The following is a 20,954-nucleotide window of genomic DNA, read 5'->3' on the forward strand; positions in this document are numbered from 1 at the left end:
AAAAGGAGAATTTACATGTATCGGAAAAAAGAATGCGTAGCCATGCTGCTCGCAGGTGGCCGCGGCAGCCGTTTGTATGTGCTGACCAAAAAGGTCGCTAAGCCTGCCGTACCGTTCGGCGGTAAGTACCGTATTATCGACTTCCCGCTTTCCAACTGCGTCAACTCCGGCATTGATACTGTTGGCGTGCTGACCCAGTACGAGCCGCATGTGCTCAACGCTTACATCGGTTCCGGCCAGACGTGGGACCTCGACCGCCTGCGCGGCGGCGTCTATGTTCTGCCGCCGTACGAGAGCAAAAAGACCGAGTGGTACAAGGGCACCGCAAACGCCATCTACCAGAACATTCAGTTCCTGGAGGATTACGATCCCGAATACGTCCTCATTCTCTCGGGCGACCACATCTACAAGATGGACTACAACAAGATGCTCCAGCAGCACAAGGAGACCGGCGCTGACGCGACCATCGCGGTGCTGGACGTTCCGCTTTCCGAGGCTTCCCGTTTCGGTATCATGAACTGCAAGCCGGACGGCACCATCTACGAATTCGAGGAGAAACCGAAGGAGCCGAAGTCCACGCTGGCTTCCATGGGCATCTACATCTTCACCTGGAAAAAGCTGAAGGAATACCTCATCAATGACGAGGCCAACGAGCAGTCCTCCAACGACTTCGGCAAGGACATTATTCCGGCGATGCTGAATAACGGTGAAAAGCTGGTTTCCTACCGCTTCAAGGGCTACTGGAAGGACGTAGGCACCATCGAGAGCCTGTGGGAAGCAAACATGGATCTGCTCTCTCCGAACTCCGGCCTGCAGCTTTCCGATGACAGCTGGAAGATCTACGGCCGCACCACCGGTTCGCCTCCGCATTTCACCTCCAAGCAGGCTAAGGTTACCCATACCCTGCTCTCCGAGGGCTGTGAGATCTACGGCGACGTTTCCGAGTCCGTCCTGTTCTCGGATGTTAAGATCGGCAAGGGTGCCAAGGTGGAATATTCCATCCTGATGCCGGGTGCCGTGGTTGAGGAAGGCGCGACCGTGCGCTACTCCATCGTAGCCGAAAAGGCCGTTATCGCCAAGGGCGCGGAAGTCGGCGGCAGCCCGTCCGACAGCGACGTAGACAACTGGGGCGTTGCGGTAGTAGCCGAAGGCGTTCGCATCGGCAGCGGCGCAAAGCTGGCCGCTAAGGAAATGGCAGATAAGGATCTGCCGGACGTAAAGTAAGGGGGCGGCACAAACATGAACAGCGTTTTAGGCATGATCATTGCATTTGATACCGACAGCGATCTCCGTGAGATCACCGAGCACCGCACGGTCGGTGCGGTACAGTGGGGCGGCCGGTATCGCATTATCGACTTTATGCTTTCCAATATGGTAAACAGCGGCATTTACCGCGTGGGCGTACTGATGAAGGACAAGTACCAGTCCCTTATCGACCACATCGGCAACGCCAAGGACTGGGATCTTTCCCGCAAGAACGGCGGCGTAACCATGCTGCCGCCGTATTCCTACTCCAAGAAGGCGTCTCCGCTGGTAACCGGCGAGTACCGCGGCAAGATCGACGCACTGGCCGGTGCGGTTGACTTCCTGCAGAAGAACCGTGCAGACTATGTAGTCGTAGCGGACGGCGACATTGTTGCCAATGTACCGCTCGACGACGTTATCGACCGCCACATCAAGTCCGGCGCAGACCTGACCATGGTATGCACCAAGAAGCAGAAGGATTCCCCATTTACCACCTATGTGGAGCTGAACCGCAAGAAGGAAGCCGTTGACATCCGCGTTGGAGACTGCAACGAGGGCAAGTGCAAGCATGCGGCACTCGGCATTTACGTCATGAGCCGCCAGTACCTTATCCACATGCTGTCCGACTGCGTAACCCATAACTGCATCCACTTTGAGCGCGAATTCCTCACCCGTGCCCTGATGGACGGCACGGTAGCCGGCTACCTGTTCAACGAGTACGCCGTCAAGGTCGAGGACACCTTCGACTACTACCGCTCCAACATGGACATGCTCGACAAGGATGTCCGCAACGAGGTATTCAAGCGCACCCGTCCGATCCTGACCCGCATCAAGGACGAGGCTCCGACCTACTACGGCGATGAAGCCGACGTAGAGGACTGCCTCATCGCCGACGGCTGCCGCATCGAGGGCAAGGTAAAGAACTCCGTTCTGTTCCGCGACGTTGTGATTGAAAAGGGCGCCGAGGTCAATAACTGCATCATCATGGAAGGCGGACGCATTATGACCGAGGCTTCGCTCCGTCATGTCATCACCGACCGCAATGTTATTATCCGTGATGGCCGCACGATGATGGGACACGAAAATTATCCGATCACCATCGCAAAAAACGCAACCGTTTGATCCTTTTCTGTTAAATCCGCATAAACTTCTGTTTAGAAGTTGCTATCACAGCAAAAACGCATTTTCCGCAGCGCAAATGTTCGTGAAATATTGCTATATTACATTCAGACAGAAACGAGTATAATAAAATTACAACGGGTGCGGAAACGGTCAGCGCTGTTTCCGCACTCTCTGTTGGGGAGGCTCGGCTTTATGAAAATCATGTATGTTACCAGCGAATGCGCTCCGTTCATCAAAACCGGCGGATTGGGCGATGTAGCAGGTTCGCTCCCGCAGGCACTCGCTGCCAAGGGACATGACGTGCGTGTATTCTGCCCGCTGTATTCTGCGATCGACCAGAGTATGCGCGAAAAGTTCTATTACATCAAAAACGCTTACGTCCGTCTGGGCTGGCGCAACCAGTACTGCGGTATCTTCCGCTATGAGGCAGACGGCGTTACCTATTATTTCATCGATAATGAGTATTACTTCGCACGCGGCCAGATCTACGGCGAGTACGACGACGCAGAGCGCTTCGCGTACTACTCCAAGGCGGTACTCGAGGTACTGCCCGATCTGGACTGGAAGCCGGATGTGATCAACTGCAACGACTGGCAGACTGCCCTCGTTCCGGTTTATTACAACCTGATGTTCGCTTCCCGTCCGTTCTACGAGAATATCAAGACCGTGTTCACCATCCACAACATCCAGTATCAGGGCCGCTACGGCCGTGAGATTCTGGAGTATGTGCTCGGCATTGACGACGCACACTTCCGCTCCGGCTTTATGGCGATGGACGGTGACGTCAACCTGATGAAGGCTGCTATCGTGGCTTCCACGGCTATCACCACGGTTTCGCCGACCTACGCAAACGAAATTCAGACCGAATACTACGGCTACCGTCTGGATTCCGTGCTGCGCATGAACAGCTACAAGCTGCACGGCATCCTGAACGGCATCAACATGGATGCCTTCAATCCGGAGACCGACAGCAAGATCTTCAAGAAATACGGCCCGAACAATCCGCAGGATAAGCAGGTCAATAAGACCGAACTGCTCAAGCTCTGCGGCCTCGAGGGCGATGCAAACACGCCGGTTATCGGCATTGTCACTCGCTTTGTTGACCAGAAGGGACTCGACCTCATCGAAGCAGTCCTGCCGGATATTCTGGCAGATGATGTTCGCCTGATCGTGCTCGGCACCGGTGACTACCGCTATGAGCAGATGTTCATTGAGGCAAAGCGTCGCTGGCCGGATAAGGTTTCCGCGTCCATCATGTTCTCCGGCGATCTGGCAAACCGCATTTACGCAGGCGCCGATATGTTCCTGATGCCGTCCAAGTTTGAGCCGTGCGGCCTGGCACAGATGATCGCACTGCGCTACGGCACTATTCCGATCGTCCGCGAGACCGGCGGCCTCAAGGACACCGTTCACGCCTTTGTCGATTATGCCGGCACGGGCAACGGCTTCACCTTTGCAAGCTACAACGCGCACGACATGCTGCACGTTATCCGCGAGGCCTGCGGCGTATTCCGCTTTAACAAGCCTGCGTGGAGCAAGCTGATTATGCAGGGTATGCAGAGCGACTTCAGCTGGGGCAGCTCTGCCGATAAATATATCGAGGTTTACAAGACCGCGATGGGTCAGTAACCGACCTGTCAGCCCGACCCGTCACCCGATTTGAGGGAATACGGTGACGGTAACTGGTGATTCCGTAATTTTCATCCCATTGAAATCTACGGCACCCTTAGAGGTGCTGACGAGTGATACGGCAAGAGTGATTTGCGAGTAAAGTTTGTGATTTGGCTAGGCGCGGTTCCGCAGCAATACTTTGTGTATTGCAAGGGATCGCAACGACGCCAAAGCGCAAAATTTCCGCAAAGCACCGCAGACGTATCGCTCGGCAGTGCCTCCAAACAACTATGTGAGGAGATAAGAAAGACCATGCCAAAGACCCAGTACACAAAGACCGCTTTGAAAGAAGCCATTGCAGGTAAACTGCAAAGACATTTCGCCTGCGAGGTAGAGGACGCTACCAAGGATCAGGTATACGAGGCTTGTGCCCTCGTAGTGCGCGATGCACTGACAGAGCACATGATCGAAACCCAGAATGAGGTAGAGCGCGACGGAGAGCGTCAGGTGCATTATCTGTGCATGGAATTTCTTGTCGGCCGCAGCCTGCGCAACAACGCCTACAACCTCGGTATGCTGGATGCACTGACCGCAGCCCTGAAGGACATGGGCTTCGAGATGGCGGACATCTTCGAGGAGGAAGCGGATCCCGGTCTGGGCAACGGCGGTCTTGGCCGTCTGGCTGCCTGCTATATGGACGGCATGGCGACCGACGGCGTACGCGGCACCGGCTACTCCATCCGCTACGAGCACGGCATTTTCAAGCAGAAGATCGTAGAAGGCCAGCAGGTCGAGCTGCCGGATTCCTGGCTGTCTACCGGCGAGGTTTGGCAGATTCCGGCAATGGATGAGACCCGCGAGGTCAAGATCGGCGGCACGGTTGACACCTACTTCGACGATAACGGCAAGCTGGTTGTCAACTACCACGATTACACGCCGGTTCTGGCAGTTCCGTATGATATGCCGATCTCCGGTTACGGCACCAACAACATCGCGCGTCTGCGCCTGTGGAAGGCACAGAGCCCGATCGCACTGGACATGAAGCTGTTCTCCTCCGGTGAGTATCTGAAAGCACTGGAGAAGCACGCACTGGCAGAGACCATCTCCATGGTCCTCTATCCGGAGGATAACCACCGCGAGGGTCAGTCCCTGCGTCTCAAGCAGCAGTACTTCCTGGTTTCCGCAACCCTGCAGGACATCTGTGCAAAGCACAAGGCCAAGTACGGCACGCTCGAAAACTTCGCGCACAAGCACGTCCTGCACATCAACGATACCCATCCGACCCTGGTTATTCCAGAGCTGATGCGCATCCTGATGGACGAAAACGACATGAGCTGGGAGCAGGCCTGGAACATCACCAGCCAGTCTGTTGCTTACACCAACCACACCGTTATGCCTGAAGCCCTCGAGTGCTGGCCGGTATCGCTCGTTCAGGAGCTGATGCCGCGTATTATGCAGATCATCTACGAAATCAACGAGCGCTTCTGCAAGGAGCTGTGGAACTACTTCCCGAACGACTTCCAGAAGATCTCCAAGCTGGCTATCGTTGCCGACGATACCGTCCGCATGGCGCATCTGGCTATCGCAGGCTCGTTCTCTATTAACGGCGTATCCGCGCTGCACTCCGAGATCCTCAAGGAGCGCGTATTCACTGATTTCTACAAGATCTACTCCTCCAAGTTCTGCAACGTCACCAACGGCATTGCACACCGCCGCTGGCTGTGTGAGGCCAACCCGGAGCTGGCTGAGCTGATCGAGAGCAAGATCGGCACCGGCTACCGCACCCATCCGTCCGAGCTGCAGGTTCTGAACAACTATGCGGATGACAAGGAGCTGCTCGACAAGCTGGGCGAGATCAAGCGCCACAACAAGCAGCGTCTGGCGGACTATATCAAGGAGCACAACGGCATCGAAGTCAACATGGACTCCATCTTCGACGTACAGGTTAAACGTCTGCACGAGTACAAGCGCCAGATGCTGAACATTCTGCACATTATCAGCCTGTACCACAAGCTGAAGGACAATCCGGATATGGATTTCGTTCCGCGCACCTTCATCTTCGGCTCCAAGGCCGCACCGGGCTACGCAGTTGCGAAAAAGACCATTCAGCTGATCAACTCCATCTCTAAGATGATCGACAACGATCCGGCAGTACGCGACAAGCTGAAGGTCGTATTCCTCGAGGACTACAAGGTATCGCTGGCTGAGATCATCATGCCGGCTGCCGAGGTTTCCGAGCAGATCTCCATCGCCGGCAAGGAAGCGTCCGGTACCGGCAACATGAAGTTCATGATGAACGGTGCTCTGACCATCGGTACGATGGACGGCGCAAACGTCGAGATCTGCGAGGCAGTCGGCAAGGAGAACATCTTCATCTTCGGCATGGAGACGCCCGAGGCTGAGGCACTGGCCGCTTCCGGCAGCTATGAGCCGATGGTCATCTACCAGAACGATCCGGTGATCCGCCGCGTGCTCGATCAGATGATCCACGGCTTCGGTGACGGCGTGGACTACACCGATATTGCCAACCTGCTGCTGCACGGCGGCAACGGCGGCCCGGCTGATCGCTATATGAGCCTGAAGGACTTCGCATCCTACGCTGAAGCACAGGAGCGCGTAAGCCAGACTTACCGCGATCAGGATCAGTGGAACCGCATGGCGCTGATCAACATTGCCAACTCCGGCCGCTTCGCAGCGGACCGCTCGATTGCTGAGTATGCACAGAATATCTGGAGAGTTAAGACCAACTTCGCTTTCTAAGGCTTCGCCTTCGATAGAAAGGACGTAACCGTCCTTTCTATCGAGAAACGCCCTTGCCAGGCAAGCCTGTAAGGGCTATTGCAGAGAAATCCCCCGAAAACTTCCCGGTTTTCGGGGGATTTTCCTGTTTGTTAAAAAAGGCAGGCACATATCCTGCCTTTTTTGTCGCGCAATGCGCTCCTTTTCATATGCGAACAAGGTTCGCAATTTTCCATTCTCATTTTTCCATTTTCTTCACTCTCTGCTCTCCAATTTCAACTCTGTATGCGGATAATAGTGAGCCAGTATTTCCGTGTAATCGCTTCCCTGCTCCGCCATATATTTAGCACCATACTGCGACAGACCAACACCATGTCCGTATCCGATGGTGTGAAACGTAATACTGTCCTCGGTGGTTGTGATGGTGAAATTCGTGGACTGCAGGCCGAACAGCGCCCGCACTGCGGTTCCCTCGACGGTCACGCCGCCGAGCTTCACGGTTTTCACGCCGCCAGCCGCCGAGCGCACCGAGGACGCAAACCAGCGGTCGGGCTTGCCGCTCACATCCGCTTTGGGCAGAGTCTGCGCGACCTTTTCGCGGAACGCATCCGCCGTTAGTGTCACCGCGCTCTCGTATCCGGCGTACTGCGTGCCGCCCGGACTGACCACGCTCTGCAGATACGGAATATCCTCGCCCCAGACATCGGCGGCAGACTCGGTCTTCGGACCGCTGACGCAGTGGAACACAGCCGCAATCGGTGCACCGTCGCAGGTCAGGATCTGCCCTGCCGTGTCCTTGACGGCCTTGCGTATCCGCGAATAGCCGGTGCTGAACGTCTTGACCGCGTCCGGCTGGTATGCCGCACAATGGCTGTAATCGTCGCAGACGTCCGCATCCGGATGCTCTGCCGGCCGTCCTCTCGACTGCTTATACACCGCGTACGTCCGCGCTGCGACCGCCTGTGCGCGGATGGCTTCAACCGGAAAATCGTCCGCAATCTCTGCCGCCGTCACGCCCTCCACATAGGTCTCCAGCGGCATTTCCTGCGCCTTGCCGTTCACCAGAACCGTGATGTCCGAACCGCCTGTCGCTGCCGCTGTGACGCTTTCTGAGGGTGTCTGCGGCTCTGTCTTGTCCGTTTCCGCTGGGTAAAATACCGGCAGCAAATACAGCACCAGCACCAGCCCGACACCGGTCAGCAGCAGTCTGTGCATGGTATCTCCTCCTTCCCTCTCTACCACAATGTATGATGCGAATTTTAGGAATATAACACAAAATATAGTTTTTCATTGACAACTCATACTTTATGTTGTATTATAAGGGACATAAAGAATCGAACATTTGTTCGTATATCGTAAGGAGGGGCCGCCATGAAATTGTGTGAGATGGCGCAGGAATACCGTGTAAATGTCGCTCTGCTGGAGCTGCGTATCAAGCAGCTTCAGGCGGCACAGAAGCGTACGCGTCAGCCGGAGGTGCGCTACCGGCTCAAGCAGCGTGCAAAATTCCTGCAGACGCTGATCAACGAGAGCCGTCAGACCGTATTCCTGATGGAGCACTACCACGACCACAGCGAAGAAGGTGACGCGCATGCGGACTGTCGCGCTGTCTGAGCACACAGCGACACGGCTGGCCTACCGGCAGTATCTCGGTCTGCTCGCGGAGGACGACCGCGGCTTCCGGCAGGCATTCCGCACGGCCTTCTTCCGGGCCATGCGCGAGCAACTGACACCGCGGCAGTACGAGGTGCTGTGGATGATCGAGGTGGAGGGATTATCCTGCAAGCAGTGCGCCGAACGGCTTGGGATCAGTCCATCGGCGGTATCGCGGCACTGCTCCCGCGGCAAAAAACGGCTGCGGACGCTGCTTGCGTACAATCTGGAGCTGAGACATCAGTATTTTTCTTAGCTGCAAGCGAAAACCGGCACATACAGAGGTTTTTCTCCTTATGTGCCGGTTTTGTTTGTTTGATTGCCAAATCGAGATCGAACACTTGCGAAGCAAACAGAATCCTGCCTGCAAGGCGCGATTTTTCTTCAGAATTCGACCGAAAGCGTGGTTTTTATCGAGAGGCGGCTCGAAAAACGGTAGTTTTTCGACAGCTTCAAAAAAGAGCGGTCTCCCGACCGCTCTTTTTTATTCCGAAGCATCAGCATGCGCCCTTTTCCGAGCAGAATTTGACTTCTTTGCCCTCAAGGATCATATTTGTGGTACGCACGGCGCACATTTTACCGCACATCGAGCAGGTATGACGCTCGGTCGGCGGAACCTGATTATAGAAGCGCTCGGCCTTTTCCGGATCGAGTGCCAGCGCGAACTGTGCATCCCAATCCAGCTTATGACGCGCGTCCGCCATTGCGTTATCGCGGTCACGCGCACCGGGCAAACCGAGTGCGATATCGGCGGCATGGGCCGCGATCTTGCTGGCAACGATGCCCTCGCGCACGTCATTTTCATCCGGCAGGCGCAGGTGCTCCGCCGGTGTAACGTAGCACAGGAAGTTCGCGCCGGCCTGTGCGGCGATGGCGCCGCCGATGGCCGAGGTAATATGGTCGTAACCCGGTGCAATATCGGTGACGAGCGGCCCGAGGACATAGAAAGGCGCTCCATGGCAAAGGCGCTTTTCCATCTGCATATTGGCCGCAATCTCGTTCATCGCCATATGGCCGGGGCCCTCGATCATAACCTGTACATCCTTCGCCCACGCACGCTGCGCAAGATTGCCCAGTTCGATCAGCTCGCTGATCTGACCCGCGTCGGACGCATCATCAATGCAGCCCGGACGCAGTGCGTCACCCAGCGAAATGGTAACGTCGTAGCGGCGGAGAATGTCCAGCACCTCGTCGTAATACTCGAAGAACGGATTCTCATTTCCGGTCATCTTCATCCACGCGAACAGCAGCGAGCCGCCGCGGGAGACGATGTTCATCCTGCGGCCCTCACGCATAAAGGCTTCGACCGCACGGCGATTGATACCCGCATGAATGGTCATGAAGTCCACACCCTCCCTGGCGTGCGCCTCAACAACCTTGAGGAAATCCTGTGCGGTGATCTCGAGCAGATCCTTTTCCAGATACCCGATCGCGTCGTACATCGGTACGGTGCCGATCATCGCGGGCGACATGTCGATCAGCTGCTTGCGGAAGGTGTTGGTCTTGCCGTAGTTGGACAGGTCCATGATGGACTCCGCGCCCATGTCAACGGCCATGCGCACCTTGCGCAGCTCCATCTCGTAGTCCTTGCAGTCACCCGAAATGCCGAGATTGACATTGATCTTTACGCGGGTGCCGTCGCCGACCGCCTCTGCGGACAGGCTTTTGTGATTGATGTTCGCCGGAATCGCAATCGTACCCTTTGCGACTCGTTCCATGATGAACTCGACCGGACGGTTTTCCTTTTTGGCGACCGTTTCGATCTCCGGCGTGACGATACCGCGCTTTGCGGCATCCATCTGCGTTGCATAATTTCTCATGGCTTACTGATACTCCTTCGGAATAAAATTTATTGCTTCCGGAGTGCGGTTTTCATATAAATCTGCAGTGGCATGCGGTGCGCTCTGTCCTCAGCAGATTGCCGCACTTCGGCGGCTGACAAGCCTTGTTCTAAGGGGGACTCCGTCCCCCTTAGATGCCGGACAAGTTTCCCTGGGAACTTGTCCGGATATCCCCCTCTCGTTTGCACAGCAAACGAGGCCGCGCCGCGGCGGCGCGGGCAGTGGTAAGAAAGTCAGGTACACGCCCTGACTTTCTTAGGGAATTTTATGCGGCGCACTGCGGTGCGCCTGTTCTGCTTGTTTTGCTTTCGGCAAAATACAGCAGAAATGTGTTAAACATACAGATAATCTGCCATTACAGGCTGCAGATTATGCTCTACGATTGCGTTATATACCTCATCGACCGAACGGCCGTCCGAAATCTCGAACTGCTCATCTCCCTTATCCTCGCCGGAGTGACCGCCGATACCGACGTCTACGCCGGCGGAAATCTTGGTGGCGGCGATGCCGATGATATTATCGCGGAAGCCCGCGCGCTCGCGGGTCGAGATAGTGATGGACGCGAACGGCATGAAGATGCGGTAGGCACATACCACCTGCAGCAGCTGCGGCTCGTGCACGTCCTTCGGATTGATCTTATCGTTATTGATGATCGGGCGCAGACGCGGACACGAGAAAGCAATCTCTGCGTGCGGATACTTGCGCTGCAGCAGGTACGCGTGCAGACCGGTCGCAAACGCGTCCTTTCGGAAGTCGGACAGACCGAGCAGCGCCGCAAAGCCGACACCGCGCATGCCGCCCATTAAGGCACGCTCCTGTGCGTTCAGGCGGTACGGGAAAATGCGCTTGTGACCGCCGAGGTGCAGGGTTTTGTACTTCTGGTCGTCATAGGTCTCCTGAAATACGGTAACGTAGTCCACACCGCACTCATGCAGATAAGCGTACTCATCCACGTTGAGCGGATAAATCTCGATGCCGATGACACGGAAATACTTGCGCGCCAGCTTAACGGCCTCGCCGATGTAGGATACCGGCGACATGGCACGGCTCTCGCCGGTCAGAATGAGGATTTCCTGCAGACCGGTCTCCGCGATGGCCTTCAGCTCCTGTTCGATCTCGTCCATATCCAGCTTGGCACGGCGAATCTTGTTATGACAGTTGAAACCGCAGTAAATGCAGTAATTTTCGCAGTAATTGGCGATATACAGCGGCGTGAACATCTGCACCGAGTTGCCGAAATGCTTGCGTGTTTCGGCCTGTGCGCGCTGCGCCATCTGCTCAAGGAACGGCAGCGCCGCGGGAGACAGCAGTGCGCCGAAGTCCTCCGGCGAGAGAACGTCCTTGCGAAGCGCACGCAGCACGTCAGCCGCCGTATAGGCATCCGCGTCATAGGCGTTCATGCGGGAAATGACCTCGTCCTGCACCTCGGAGCCGATGTTGTCCATGCCCAGCTGATACTCCATGTGATCGGTATCAGCGGTGATGTATTTCGCGGAAATCATTTCATTTTTTTCGTTTTCCATGACAAATATCCCTCTTTCCGTCTTAATCCTGCAGGAAACCGGTCAGCGGAGAGGATGCCGACGCCGTCTCACGGACACGGCCCAGACCGGCAAGGTATGCCGTGCGGCCTGCCTCAATCGCCTGCTTGAACGCCTCAGCCATCGCCGGAATATCGCCTGCGGTGGCAATCGCGGTGTTGGCCATGATAGCTGCCGCGCCCATCTCCATCGCCTCGCAAGCCTGCGACGGACGGCCGATGCCTGCGTCTACAATGATCGGCAGGTCGATTTCGTCGATCAGGATTTTGATGAACTCGCGGGTGGCAAGACCCTTGTTCGTGCCGATGGGAGCCGCCAGCGGCATGATGGAGGCCGCGCCCGCGTTGACCAGATCACGCGCAACGTTCAGATCGGGATACATATACGGCATGACAACAAAGCCTTCGTTTGCGAGGATCTCGGTCGCGCGGATAGTCTCCTGATTGTCCGGCAACAGGTACTTGCTGTCGCGCATGATTTCGATCTTGACGAAATCGCCGCAGCCGCACGCACGCGACAGACGCGCAATGCGAACTGCCTCGTCGGCATTGCGGGCACCCGAGGTGTTCGGCAGCAGCGTTACGCCCTCCGGAATATAGTCGAGGATGTTAGCCGTGCCGCCCTCATTTGCTCGGCGCAGTGCCAGCGTGATGATCTGTGCGCCTGCATTCTGCACAGCAGCGTTGATCAGGTCGAGCGAATACTTGCCGGAACCAAGGATAAAGCGGGACTTGAACTCGTGTCCGCCGATTACAAGTGTATCTTTCATGTGAAAAACTCCTTTTTCTTGACCCATTTAAGGGAAACGTATAAACTGATAGTATAAATAAGAAAGGGGAACGTAAAAGTGAAAAAGTTTATCGAAGAATTCAAAGCCTTCGCGCTGCGCGGCAACGTGATGGACATGGCGATCGGTGTTATCATCGGCGGTGCGTTCACCAGCATCGTGACTTCACTGACCGATAACCTCATTAACCCGATCCTCGGCCTGTTCGGCGGCACCGATTTAAGCGGTTTCGTGCTGAACCTCGGCGGTGTGGAGCTGCGCTACGGCGCGTTCATCACCTCGATCATCAATTTCCTGATCATGGCGTTCGTGCTGTTCTGTCTGCTCAAGGCAGTCAATAAGCTGACCGCGCTCGGCAAAAAGCCGGAAGCACCCGCAGAGCCGACCACCAAGGTCTGCCCGTTCTGCTGCAGCGAGATTCCGATCAAGGCTGTCAAGTGTGCACACTGCGGTTCCGATCAGCCGAAAGAATAATGGGGAGTGGAGAATGAAAGCTGCGGCTTCTGTTCTCCGTTTTCTATTTACGGCTCCGTTTCGCCAATGAGCAGGCGCAGCACCATCGTGCCTTCGTGTGCCGAGCAGACCGCTACGCGCGGCGCCATCAGGCCGAGACCGTCGGCTACATCGCTTGTACCGTCGCCGCAGAGATACACATGGCCGAAGCGTTTTTCGGTCTTGATCAGGTTCGCCGAGCCGTAGCCTGCCATGCCGCTGCCCGATACGACCGGCTTTTCCGGCAGTCTGGTAAGCAGATTCTCGAGCAGCATAGCCTTCTGATCCGGCTTGTCGAACGCCTCCACGACCACATCACAGCCGGAGAACAGCCGCTCTACGTTGGACGGAACGACCCGCTCGGTGTAAGTCTCGTAGGTGAGATAGGGATTGATGGCCTCAAGCTGCTCGACAAGTGCGAGCGTTTTCGGAATACCGAGGTCTTTCATCGTGTAATGCTGTCGGTTGAGGTTGGTGATGTCCACCACATCGAAATCCACGAGGATGAGATGACCGACACCCAGCCGCGCCAGAAAAATCGCAAGGTTGGAGCCAAGCCCGCCCAGACCCGCAATGCCGACACACGCCTTGTCCAGCTTAGCCTGAATATCCACGCCGTGGCGTTCCACCAGTGCGTCATGCAGTTGTTCTTTGGTTAAAATCATGGGAATTCTCCTGTAATCACGCACAGCGTGCATTTAATCGGAAATTGCATTGCAATTTCTATGAAAACCGGGAGCATGTATCTCGGTTTTCATACCAGTAAGAAATTTGTGTGCCGCTTGCGATGCGCAAATTTCTTTGGGACATATCCGCGTTTTATGCAGTATGTCCCCTCTCGATTGAAACTGTAGTTTCAATCGAAGAATATCAGCCGCCGCCCACAAAGCATACGACTTCCAGATGGTCTGCATCGGTCAGCTTCTCTTCCGCGAACTGCGCGCGCGGAATGATGGTGCCGTTCTTCTCGACAGCCACACGCTGCGGGTCGTGCCCCAGCTCCTTCAGCAGTGACAGTACGGTTCCTTCTGCGGGAACAGCGCGTTCGTTACCGTTTACTTTCATGCAAATATCCTCTTTTCCGCAAGAAAAAAATGCTCCGGTCTCACCATTCGGTAAAACCGGAGCATTAAAATTTCAAGTGTATGCGACAGCTTCCCTACGATGGTGCTAACCAACAGGTTCAAAAGGTTAGGCTCTCGCCCTCTCAGCCGCTCATCACGGCACCCTTGCTTGCAAATACAGTATGCACCTCATTCTCCCACTTGTCAAGCACATTTTTTTCGGATATAATGCAGTTATACAATGCAAACATTCGTTCGAAAGGAGATGATGACCGATGGACCGAACCATTCTGCACTGCGACTGCAACTCGTTTTTCGCGAGTGTGGAAACGCTGCTCGACCCGTCGCTCGCCGACGGACCGACCGCCGTCTGCGGTGATCCGGAGAGCCGCCACGGCATCATTCTCGCCAAGAACGAGAAGGCCAAAGCCTTCGGCGTACAAACCGCCGAGACCATCTGGCAGGCGAAACGAAAATGCCCGGATTTACGGCTGGTAGCACCGCATCGGAGCGAATATGTGAAGTTTTCGCGCAAGTGCAACGAACTGTACCTGCAGTACACCGATCTTGTCGATCCGTTCGGCATTGACGAATCCTTCCTCGATGTCACCGGCTCGATGCACCTGTTCGGCTCCGGCGAGCATATCGCGGACGAGCTGCGCCGCCGCATGCGCGAGGAGGTCGGGCTGACCATTTCGGTCGGCGTATCGTTCAACCGCGCGTTCGCCAAGCTCGGCAGCGATTACAAAAAGCCGGATGGCACGACGGTCTTTTCGCGCGAAAATTTCAAGCAGCGCGTGTGGTCCTTGCCCGCGAACACGCTCCTGTATGTCGGCAAACGCGCCAGCGACCGGCTCAACCGACTGGGCGTGCGCACGATCGGCGAGCTGGCGGCCTGCGATCCGGCGTTTATCCACAGCATTCTGGGCAAAAACGGCGATCTTCTGCTGCGTTACGCCAGAGGCGAGGACGATGAGCCGGTGCGCTCGTTTTACGCCGAACGAGAGGTCAAATCGGTCGGCAACAGCATGACGTTTGCGCACAATCTGCTCGGCGCGGACGAATGCCGCATGGGCATCACGGCGCTGTGCGACAATGTCGGTAGACGTTTGCGAAAACGCGGCATGGTGTGCCAGACCGTGCAGCTCGGCATCCGCGACCCGGAATTTCACAACCGCTCACGACAGGTAACGCTTGAGCGGCCGACCAACTCCACGCGGACGCTCATCGATCTGTCCATGCAGCTGCTGCTCGGGCACTGGCCGATGGACAAGCCGGTGCGCCTGCTGTCGGTCACGGCTGCCAATCTGCTGCCGGAAAATCAGTCGTGCGAGCAGCTTTCGCTGTTTGATGCCGCCGAGGATATCCAAAAGCGCGACCGCCAGCATAAGCTCGACCAGACGGTTGACGCACTGCGGCAGAAATTCGGTGATCAATCCGTTGTGTTCGCGCATTCGGTGAAGAAAAAGGATAAAACAGATAAAACATGAGGACATATCCATCGGATATGTCCTCATGTTGCGTTACTGCGTCAGCCGGAAGGAAACTGCCCATCTGCCGTCCATCAGGTTGCTTGCGGTGTAGAGATCACCGGTAAGTGTACAGTCGGCAACATCCTTGTATGCCATCGGGAAAACGTACTCGGTGTAGTCGGTGTCGTTGTCAAAATCCTTGTAGGTTACCGTGTAATCGCACATCAATTCCGTGCCGTCTGCAAGGTGCACGGTGGAAAAATCTGCGTGATTGTCCAGCGACAGCGAACCATCTGTGCGATAGTGCAAATGCAGTTCTCCATTTCGCCAGCCGGCGGCAATCAGTGCGCATATACCGTCCTCGCTTTGCCAGAGCGTGCCCTGCGGAACAAGAAAATCATACGAATCCATGTCACCCAGCGCATCCGGATTCATTGTACCGTAACCGTTGATTGCATGGTTCTCGGTCGGTGCGTTTTTCGGCACAGCAGACAAATCCGCCGTTACCGGAACACCTTCCTGCTTTTCTCTGCCGATGAGAAGCTGATTGAACGAAAACCGGAATGCACCTGCCGGAATATGTTTGCCATTCAAATCATCAATCTGCAGAAAATAGGTTGCGGTATGCGTATTCGGGTCGTAATCGAGCGTTGAGCAGCCATAGGAACGTGCTCCACGACCAAAACCGGCGTAATCAAGCGACCAACTGTCGTACATATCCGGCGCGGCATCGCCGAACACGCTGCCGGTGGTGTCGGTCAGCGACAAATAAACCTTTGCCGTGCTGCCTTCCACGTCCGCCGAAACGACCTCCAACTTAACGCCCCGGTCCTCACAGACCTGCCCGACCGGCTGCAGGTACTCTGCCATGCCGGGCGCGATTTGGTACAGCACCCGCAGAACCGCCTCCTGATTGGCGGCTACGGCGGTGCTCACGCAGGCCAGTGCCGCTGCAACCGCAAGGATGATCTTGAGCGGTTTTCGCGCTCTGTGCGGCCTGCCGCTCTCCATTTTGGCGATCGTCTGCTGCACCAGTGTGTCGCTCGGCGTGATATTCTCATTCATGTCGCGGTACTGCTTGTGAAAATCCATCGTCCAGTTCTCCTTTCATCAATTCGCGCAGCTGTGCCCGTGCGCGTGTCAGCCGTGTGCGTATCGTGGACGGTTTTTCCCCGCTCATGCGCGCAATCTCCTCTGCGGTGTAGCCCTCGCAGTAGAATAAATGCACTGCCGTGCGGTACTTAGGCGTCAGCCGCCGCAGGGCTTCATCCAGTGCGCTGTCCTCCGGCTCGGGAAACGGAATGCGGTCATCGAGCGGTGTGTCGTGCCGCCGCCATGCCATGCGCCAGTGGCTTTTCAGGCAGTTGAGCGTCACCCGCAGCAGCCATGCCTTTTCGTGCTCCACACTGTCGAAAACCGGTCGTTTACGCACGGTCTGGAGAAAGACCTCCTGAAAAATATCGTCCGCGTCGTGACGGCTGCGCGTCTGCGCATACGCCAATCGGTATACCATGTCGCCGTAGACGCTGACGAGTTGTTCGGGTGTTTTTGTGGTCATGCTCCATCCTCCTTTCACCGATAATACGAAATAAAAACCCGAAGTGCTACAAATCTTCGCAGAAATTTATCGCACTTCGGGTTGCATTTATTTTGTCCAGGCTTGCTTGAGCAGCTTTGCCGCCTCGCCGATCTGCTGTTCGGTCAGACCGGCATAGCCGAGCACAAGCGTTGCTCGCGGCGGCTTGACCGGCGGCGTATAGTACGCCGAAAGCGGGTAAACACGCACACCGACCGCCTTTGCACGCTCAATAAGTTCGTGCTCGAGCATGCCGTTGCGCATGTGCAGCAGCAGGTGCAGACCGGCCTCCGAGCGCGAGACCTCATGCGGCAGGTCGGCCAGCTCGCGGTCAAGTGCGGCCATGAGCGCGTCGCGGCGTGCCTGATAGACCTTGCGGCTGCGGCTGATGTGCCGCTCGAAGCCGCCGGTGTGCATGAAGGCCGCCAGCGTGTACTGGTCAAAGCTCGGCACGGTAGATGAGTACCGCGAAAACCGTTCACGATAGCGCGCCATCAACGCATTCGGCAGCACCAGATAGCCGATGCGCAGTCCGGGGGCAAGGCTTTTCGCGAAGGTGTTGACGTACACGACGCGTCCGGTCCTGTCCAGCTCACCCAACGCCGGAATCGGGCGTGAGGCATAGCGGAATTCGCTGTCGTAATCATCCTCGATGATGTAGCGGTCGGGCGCTTCCGACGCCCAGCGGAGGATTTCCAGTCGGCGGGCAGCCGTCATAACCGTGCCCAGCGGGAAATGGTGCGACGGCGTAAGGTATACCACCGATGCGTCACTCGCGGTCAGCGCGTCAGCACGCAGACCGTGCTTGTCCAGCGGTGTCGGACGCACGGTCACACCGTTCGCTGCGAAAATCTGGTACAGCTTGCGGTAGCCGGGATTCTCGAGCGCGTACACGCGGTCGCGGCCGAGCAGCTGAATGACAAGATGCATCAGATACTCCGAGCCTGCACCGATCAGGATGTTGTCCGGCGAGACGTTGATGCCGCGGAAGTCGTGCAGGTATCGCACGATCTCCTCTCGAAGTTCCGCCGCGCCGCACGGGTCGGTCGCACGGAGCAGCGCACTCGAGTATTCGCTCAGCACACTGCGCGACAGCCGCGCCCATGTGGAGAACGGAAAGCAGCCGTTATCGACAAAATCCGTGCGAAAATCGTAAGGATAGGTCTCCTTGGAGGCGGAAATCGGCGGCAAAGGCGGTGTGGATGGCTCCTGTGGCTCGGAAACCGGCACGGCAAGCTGCTCCTGCACAAAGTAGCCGCGCCTTGGTGCAGAGGCGATGTAGCCTTCGGCGGCAAGCTGGCCGTAGGCGGTTTCTACGGTAATCTGGCTGACGCGCAGATTGGCCGCCAGCTTGCGTTTGCTCGGCAGGCGCGTGCCGCCGGGCAAGGCGCCGGACATGATGTCCGCGCGGACAGCGTGGTAAAGCTGCTCATAGAGCGGCTGTTGATCGTGCGGTTTAAGGTGATAAGTCAGCATGGCCGGAGGCTCCTTTCTTTGCGTCTTTTGCAAAATCTGTGCTGATTTTATGAGTTATCGCTTGCGAAGCGAACGAAATCTGCGCTGACGCCGCGCGGGCGCACAAGAGGGTAGACACCAAGGTTTCTACCCTCTTGTGAATCACCCGTTTCCTGTCATAGTCTGGCGCAGACCAGAGACCGGCGACCGCTGCGAAAATAGGGGTACGGCAGTCGGGTTGCTCTTGCGTTTGTTTCGTAAAATATTCGCAGTTCCCGGATAGCTTACTGCTACACAGACCGGCTACTTCCAGCAGGCGCGACATACCCGTGTCGCGCAATTCGTTAGCGTGTTATCACAGACGGCACCTACGAAGATAAATGTTACCAAGTGTCTATATTCGCAGGTGCTGTCTACAATCTCCAGACTAACGATTCGTGCGGCACTGTTATGCCGCACCCAGCGTAGAGTCGCCGATCTGTGTAGCAGTCAGAAAACAGCTTGAGCATCTGCGGTTGAGAAATGGGCGGCCATTGGCCGCCCCTACGGAAGATGAACAGTACGGCCGTTCCCCCATAGTCTCAGCTCTGCAAATTTCGCCGTGCTCCCCCAAAGGGAAACGGGAGTCCCAAGAGGGTAGAAACCGCAGGTGTCTACCCTTTTGGTTTCCCCGGCGAAACCGCCGGGGAAACCGCCGGCGTTCCCCTCGCCTCGAAGGCGAAAACCTTACGTTAAATAAGCGCCATCGAACGCAGGATAAACAGCGTCAATGTCAGCGTAACCGCACTCAGCGCCGTGCTGAGCACAATGATCGACGATGACAAAACATGATCGCCGCCCATATTTTTCGCCATAACATAACCGGACGCCGTGCTCGGCGCACCGCACAGGATGACGATAGCCACCAGTGTCTGCTCGCGGAAGCCGAGCGCCACGCCCATCGGCAGAAAGATAGCACTCAGCAGCACCAGCTTGATAAACACGGCTGCACAGGTCGGGCCCAGCTTTTTGATTGCCTTTGCGCCCTCAAAACCCGCGCCGATGCTCAGCAGCGCCATCGGCGTTGCACAGTTGCCCAGCATGGACAGACCCTTGTCCAGCATCGGCGGAAAGTCGATTGCCAGGAGCGAGAACGGCAGACCCGCGAAAATGCCCAGTATGATCGGGTTGGTGATGATACCGCGCAGCGTTTTGCCGACCAGGCCGCGGTGGTCCGCCTGCTGTGCGTCCGGCGCGGTGACAGTCAGCACCAGCACCGAAAAGATGTTGTACAGCGGCACGCTTGCCACGATCATCAGCGGCACAAGACCGGCATTGCCGTACAGATTCTGCACAAAGGCCACGCCCAGAATCGCCTGCGAGCCGCGGAACGCGCCCTGTGTGAACGCGCCAACCATGCTCTTATCTTTAAGAAAGAGGGACGCGCCGATCCAGACGGCAAAAAAATACACCGTCGTCGCACCCGCACAGAAAAAGAAAAACACGGGGTCGAACTGCTCGGTGATGCGTCCCTGCGCGATATCGCGGAACAGCAGGATCGGCAGCAGCACCTTGAACGACAGACGGTCGATGTCGGTCAGCGTCTGCTTGGTGAAAAAGTTTTTGCTGCGCAGCCAGCGGCCAAGCACAATGATCGCAAAAATCGGCACGGTGGCATTCAGACAGAATATCAGGTTATCCATTGGTTTCTCCCTCCACGGCTGCTTCCTCGTGGCGGAAAAAGTCCTGCAGTTTCTCCAAACTCTGCGCTAAAAGCGCGGTCTGCTCGGGCGAGAGCGTATCCACCAAAGACGCGATCATGCGCTCGTGAAAGTCCTTGTGGTACTCGTAGGCGGCTCTGCCCTTGTCGGTGAGCATGATATTGACAACGCGGCGGTCCTCCTGGCTGCGCACGCGGCGCACCAGTCCCTTGGCGACCAGCTTGTCGCACGCAACCGTCAGCGTAGCCAATGTTACGCCGATTGACCTGGCAACCTCGCTCATACGCACAGGTTCCCTGTCACCGATCTTCTCGATGATGTGGATTTCGGTGATGGACACCGCGCTGCCCAGTCCGCCGGCCATGGCGCGTTCTTCGATTTTGTTGATCCGGCCGAACACATCGACCAGAAAGGAATTGAGCTGCTCTGCGTCTTCCATGTTCGCGCTGTCCCTCCGTTAGTTCGTTAATCTAACTAAATATTAGCATGGATTTGTCGAAATTGCAACACTGCCGTGCCCTCGGCAAGAGCAAAGAGGAAGGGACACCTACGGTGTCCCTTCCTCTTTGAACGCCTGCCTTGCAGAATCTCTTCACTCTTTGCAAAACTTTCAATCTATGTTTCACGCTATCCTGATTGTGCATTTGTGCATTTTT

General features: G+C 56.4%; 19 protein-coding genes and 1 riboswitch. Of the genes, 8 read left to right on the top strand and 11 right to left on the bottom strand.

Annotated features, from left to right (window positions below; translation table 11 throughout):
- The first annotated feature begins 15 nt into the window (after positions 1 to 15).
- The 4 genes from IEY11_RS10715 (at position 16) to IEY11_RS10730 (ending at position 6,738) form a co-directional block, all read left to right on the top strand.
- Positions 16 to 1,224 carry a glucose-1-phosphate adenylyltransferase gene (locus tag IEY11_RS10715; RefSeq protein ID WP_118478122.1) on the top strand — a complete coding sequence of 403 codons (1,209 nt, stop codon included), beginning with the start codon at positions 16 to 18 and terminating at the stop codon, positions 1,222 to 1,224.
- A gap of 15 nt (positions 1,225 to 1,239) precedes the next feature.
- The gene (gene glgD / locus IEY11_RS10720; protein WP_118478120.1) at positions 1,240 to 2,367 is read left to right on the top strand and encodes a glucose-1-phosphate adenylyltransferase subunit GlgD; all 1,128 of its coding nucleotides are present in this window, start codon (positions 1,240 to 1,242) and stop codon (positions 2,365 to 2,367) included.
- Positions 2,368 to 2,559: 192 nt separating this feature from the next.
- Complete coding sequence (gene glgA / locus IEY11_RS10725) at positions 2,560 to 3,996, top strand: glycogen synthase GlgA (RefSeq protein ID WP_188886522.1); 1,437 nt, start codon at positions 2,560 to 2,562, stop codon at positions 3,994 to 3,996.
- A gap of 294 nt (positions 3,997 to 4,290) precedes the next feature.
- Positions 4,291 to 6,738: a glycogen/starch/alpha-glucan phosphorylase gene (locus IEY11_RS10730; RefSeq protein WP_188886523.1), complete on the top strand. Its 2,448-nt coding sequence runs from the start codon at positions 4,291 to 4,293 to the stop codon at positions 6,736 to 6,738.
- A gap of 234 nt (positions 6,739 to 6,972) precedes the next feature.
- Here the strand turns inward: IEY11_RS10730 and spoIID are convergent, their stop codons facing one another.
- Positions 6,973 to 7,932, bottom strand: coding sequence for a stage II sporulation protein D (gene spoIID, locus IEY11_RS10735; RefSeq protein WP_188886524.1), 960 nt, complete (start codon positions 7,930 to 7,932; stop codon positions 6,973 to 6,975).
- 156 nt (positions 7,933 to 8,088) lie between these two features.
- Here spoIID and IEY11_RS10740 point away from each other — a divergent pair, with 156 nt between their 5' ends.
- Positions 8,089 to 8,331 (top strand): hypothetical protein, encoded by a 243-nt coding sequence (locus tag IEY11_RS10740; protein WP_118359956.1) that lies wholly within the window; start codon positions 8,089 to 8,091, stop codon positions 8,329 to 8,331.
- A complete protein-coding gene (locus IEY11_RS10745; protein ID WP_110435333.1) occupies positions 8,309 to 8,626 on the top strand; it encodes an RNA polymerase sigma factor in 318 nt (105 codons plus the stop codon). The genes IEY11_RS10740 and IEY11_RS10745 overlap by 23 nt, the downstream gene beginning before the upstream one ends.
- A 241-nt stretch (positions 8,627 to 8,867) precedes the next feature.
- Here the strand turns inward: IEY11_RS10745 and thiC are convergent, their stop codons facing one another.
- The 3 genes from thiC to IEY11_RS10760 form a co-directional block, all read right to left on the bottom strand.
- Positions 8,868 to 10,190, bottom strand: coding sequence for a phosphomethylpyrimidine synthase ThiC (gene thiC, locus IEY11_RS10750; RefSeq protein ID WP_188886525.1), 1,323 nt, complete (start codon positions 10,188 to 10,190; stop codon positions 8,868 to 8,870).
- A 353-nt stretch (positions 10,191 to 10,543) separates the two neighbouring features.
- Positions 10,544 to 11,734, bottom strand: coding sequence for a 2-iminoacetate synthase ThiH (thiH, locus tag IEY11_RS10755; protein WP_188886526.1), 1,191 nt, complete (start codon positions 11,732 to 11,734; stop codon positions 10,544 to 10,546).
- A gap of 22 nt (positions 11,735 to 11,756) precedes the next feature.
- On the bottom strand, positions 11,757 to 12,521 hold the full coding sequence (locus IEY11_RS10760; RefSeq protein ID WP_118478112.1) for a thiazole synthase: 765 nt from the start codon (positions 12,519 to 12,521) through the stop codon (positions 11,757 to 11,759).
- 78 nt (positions 12,522 to 12,599) lie between these two features.
- Here IEY11_RS10760 and mscL point away from each other — a divergent pair, with 78 nt between their 5' ends.
- Positions 12,600 to 13,013 carry a large conductance mechanosensitive channel protein MscL gene (gene mscL, locus IEY11_RS10765; RefSeq protein ID WP_188886527.1) on the top strand — a complete coding sequence of 138 codons (414 nt, stop codon included), beginning with the start codon at positions 12,600 to 12,602 and terminating at the stop codon, positions 13,011 to 13,013.
- Positions 13,014 to 13,060: 47 nt separating this feature from the next.
- Here mscL and thiF read toward each other — a convergent pair whose 3' ends face one another.
- Together thiF and thiS are read right to left on the bottom strand one after the other, a co-directional pair.
- On the bottom strand, positions 13,061 to 13,696 hold the full coding sequence (gene thiF / locus IEY11_RS10770; protein WP_117489694.1) for a sulfur carrier protein ThiS adenylyltransferase ThiF: 636 nt from the start codon (positions 13,694 to 13,696) through the stop codon (positions 13,061 to 13,063).
- 205 nt (positions 13,697 to 13,901) lie between these two features.
- The gene (gene thiS, locus IEY11_RS10775) at positions 13,902 to 14,096 is read right to left on the bottom strand and encodes a sulfur carrier protein ThiS (RefSeq protein WP_192924392.1); all 195 of its coding nucleotides are present in this window, start codon (positions 14,094 to 14,096) and stop codon (positions 13,902 to 13,904) included.
- Between the two features lie 73 nt (positions 14,097 to 14,169).
- Positions 14,170 to 14,272: riboswitch (TPP riboswitch) on the bottom strand.
- Between the two features lie 98 nt (positions 14,273 to 14,370).
- Between thiS and dinB the strand changes: the two genes are divergently transcribed.
- On the top strand, positions 14,371 to 15,585 hold the full coding sequence (gene dinB, locus IEY11_RS10780; RefSeq protein WP_188886528.1) for a DNA polymerase IV: 1,215 nt from the start codon (positions 14,371 to 14,373) through the stop codon (positions 15,583 to 15,585).
- A gap of 33 nt (positions 15,586 to 15,618) precedes the next feature.
- Here the strand turns inward: dinB and IEY11_RS10785 are convergent, their stop codons facing one another.
- The 5 genes from IEY11_RS10785 to IEY11_RS10805 all read right to left on the bottom strand — a co-directional run bounded on the left by IEY11_RS10785 (position 15,619) and on the right by IEY11_RS10805 (position 20,737).
- Positions 15,619 to 16,659, bottom strand: coding sequence for a hypothetical protein (locus IEY11_RS10785; protein ID WP_117489696.1), 1,041 nt, complete (start codon positions 16,657 to 16,659; stop codon positions 15,619 to 15,621).
- Positions 16,625 to 17,125 (bottom strand): RNA polymerase sigma factor, encoded by a 501-nt coding sequence (locus tag IEY11_RS10790; RefSeq protein ID WP_117751052.1) that lies wholly within the window; start codon positions 17,123 to 17,125, stop codon positions 16,625 to 16,627. Before IEY11_RS10790 ends, IEY11_RS10785 begins: the two co-directional genes overlap by 35 nt.
- A gap of 87 nt (positions 17,126 to 17,212) precedes the next feature.
- Positions 17,213 to 18,619 carry a MocR-like pyridoxine biosynthesis transcription factor PdxR gene (gene pdxR, locus IEY11_RS10795; RefSeq protein WP_188886529.1) on the bottom strand — a complete coding sequence of 469 codons (1,407 nt, stop codon included), beginning with the start codon at positions 18,617 to 18,619 and terminating at the stop codon, positions 17,213 to 17,215.
- A gap of 710 nt (positions 18,620 to 19,329) precedes the next feature.
- Positions 19,330 to 20,280 carry an AEC family transporter gene (locus IEY11_RS10800; protein WP_110435343.1) on the bottom strand — a complete coding sequence of 317 codons (951 nt, stop codon included), beginning with the start codon at positions 20,278 to 20,280 and terminating at the stop codon, positions 19,330 to 19,332.
- A complete protein-coding gene (locus IEY11_RS10805) occupies positions 20,273 to 20,737 on the bottom strand; it encodes a MarR family winged helix-turn-helix transcriptional regulator (protein WP_110435344.1) in 465 nt (154 codons plus the stop codon). Before IEY11_RS10805 ends, IEY11_RS10800 begins: the two co-directional genes overlap by 8 nt.
- Between the last annotated feature and the right edge of the window lie 217 nt (positions 20,738 to 20,954).

Source organism: Butyricicoccus faecihominis (assembly GCF_014648015.1).
Taxonomy (GTDB): Bacteria; Bacillota; Clostridia; order Oscillospirales; family Butyricicoccaceae; genus Agathobaculum; species Agathobaculum butyriciproducens.

Bases quoted from the DNA above. Each gene is read 5' to 3' on its own strand.
- spoIID (WP_188886524.1), bottom strand. From the start codon at position 7,932: ATGCACAGACTGCTGCTGACCGGTGTCGGGCTGGTGCTGGTGCTGTAT.
- IEY11_RS10800 (WP_110435343.1), bottom strand. From the start codon at position 20,280: ATGGATAACCTGATATTCTGTCTGAATGCCACCGTGCCGATTTTTGCG.
- glgA (WP_188886522.1), top strand. From the start codon at position 2,560: ATGAAAATCATGTATGTTACCAGCGAATGCGCTCCGTTCATCAAAACC.
- glgD (WP_118478120.1), top strand. From the start codon at position 1,240: ATGAACAGCGTTTTAGGCATGATCATTGCATTTGATACCGACAGCGAT.
- IEY11_RS10785 (WP_117489696.1), bottom strand. From the start codon at position 16,659: ATGGATTTTCACAAGCAGTACCGCGACATGAATGAGAATATCACGCCG.
- dinB (WP_188886528.1), top strand. From the start codon at position 14,371: ATGGACCGAACCATTCTGCACTGCGACTGCAACTCGTTTTTCGCGAGT.
- thiS (WP_192924392.1), bottom strand. From the start codon at position 14,096: ATGAAAGTAAACGGTAACGAACGCGCTGTTCCCGCAGAAGGAACCGTA.
- thiF (WP_117489694.1), bottom strand. From the start codon at position 13,696: ATGATTTTAACCAAAGAACAACTGCATGACGCACTGGTGGAACGCCAC.
- IEY11_RS10760 (WP_118478112.1), bottom strand. From the start codon at position 12,521: ATGAAAGATACACTTGTAATCGGCGGACACGAGTTCAAGTCCCGCTTT.
- IEY11_RS10790 (WP_117751052.1), bottom strand. From the start codon at position 17,125: ATGACCACAAAAACACCCGAACAACTCGTCAGCGTCTACGGCGACATG.
- IEY11_RS10740 (WP_118359956.1), top strand. From the start codon at position 8,089: ATGAAATTGTGTGAGATGGCGCAGGAATACCGTGTAAATGTCGCTCTG.
- IEY11_RS10745 (WP_110435333.1), top strand. From the start codon at position 8,309: ATGCGGACTGTCGCGCTGTCTGAGCACACAGCGACACGGCTGGCCTAC.
- thiC (WP_188886525.1), bottom strand. From the start codon at position 10,190: ATGAGAAATTATGCAACGCAGATGGATGCCGCAAAGCGCGGTATCGTC.
- IEY11_RS10805 (WP_110435344.1), bottom strand. From the start codon at position 20,737: ATGGAAGACGCAGAGCAGCTCAATTCCTTTCTGGTCGATGTGTTCGGC.
- thiH (WP_188886526.1), bottom strand. From the start codon at position 11,734: ATGGAAAACGAAAAAAATGAAATGATTTCCGCGAAATACATCACCGCT.
- pdxR (WP_188886529.1), bottom strand. From the start codon at position 18,619: ATGCTGACTTATCACCTTAAACCGCACGATCAACAGCCGCTCTATGAG.
- IEY11_RS10730 (WP_188886523.1), top strand. From the start codon at position 4,291: ATGCCAAAGACCCAGTACACAAAGACCGCTTTGAAAGAAGCCATTGCA.
- IEY11_RS10715 (WP_118478122.1), top strand. From the start codon at position 16: ATGTATCGGAAAAAAGAATGCGTAGCCATGCTGCTCGCAGGTGGCCGC.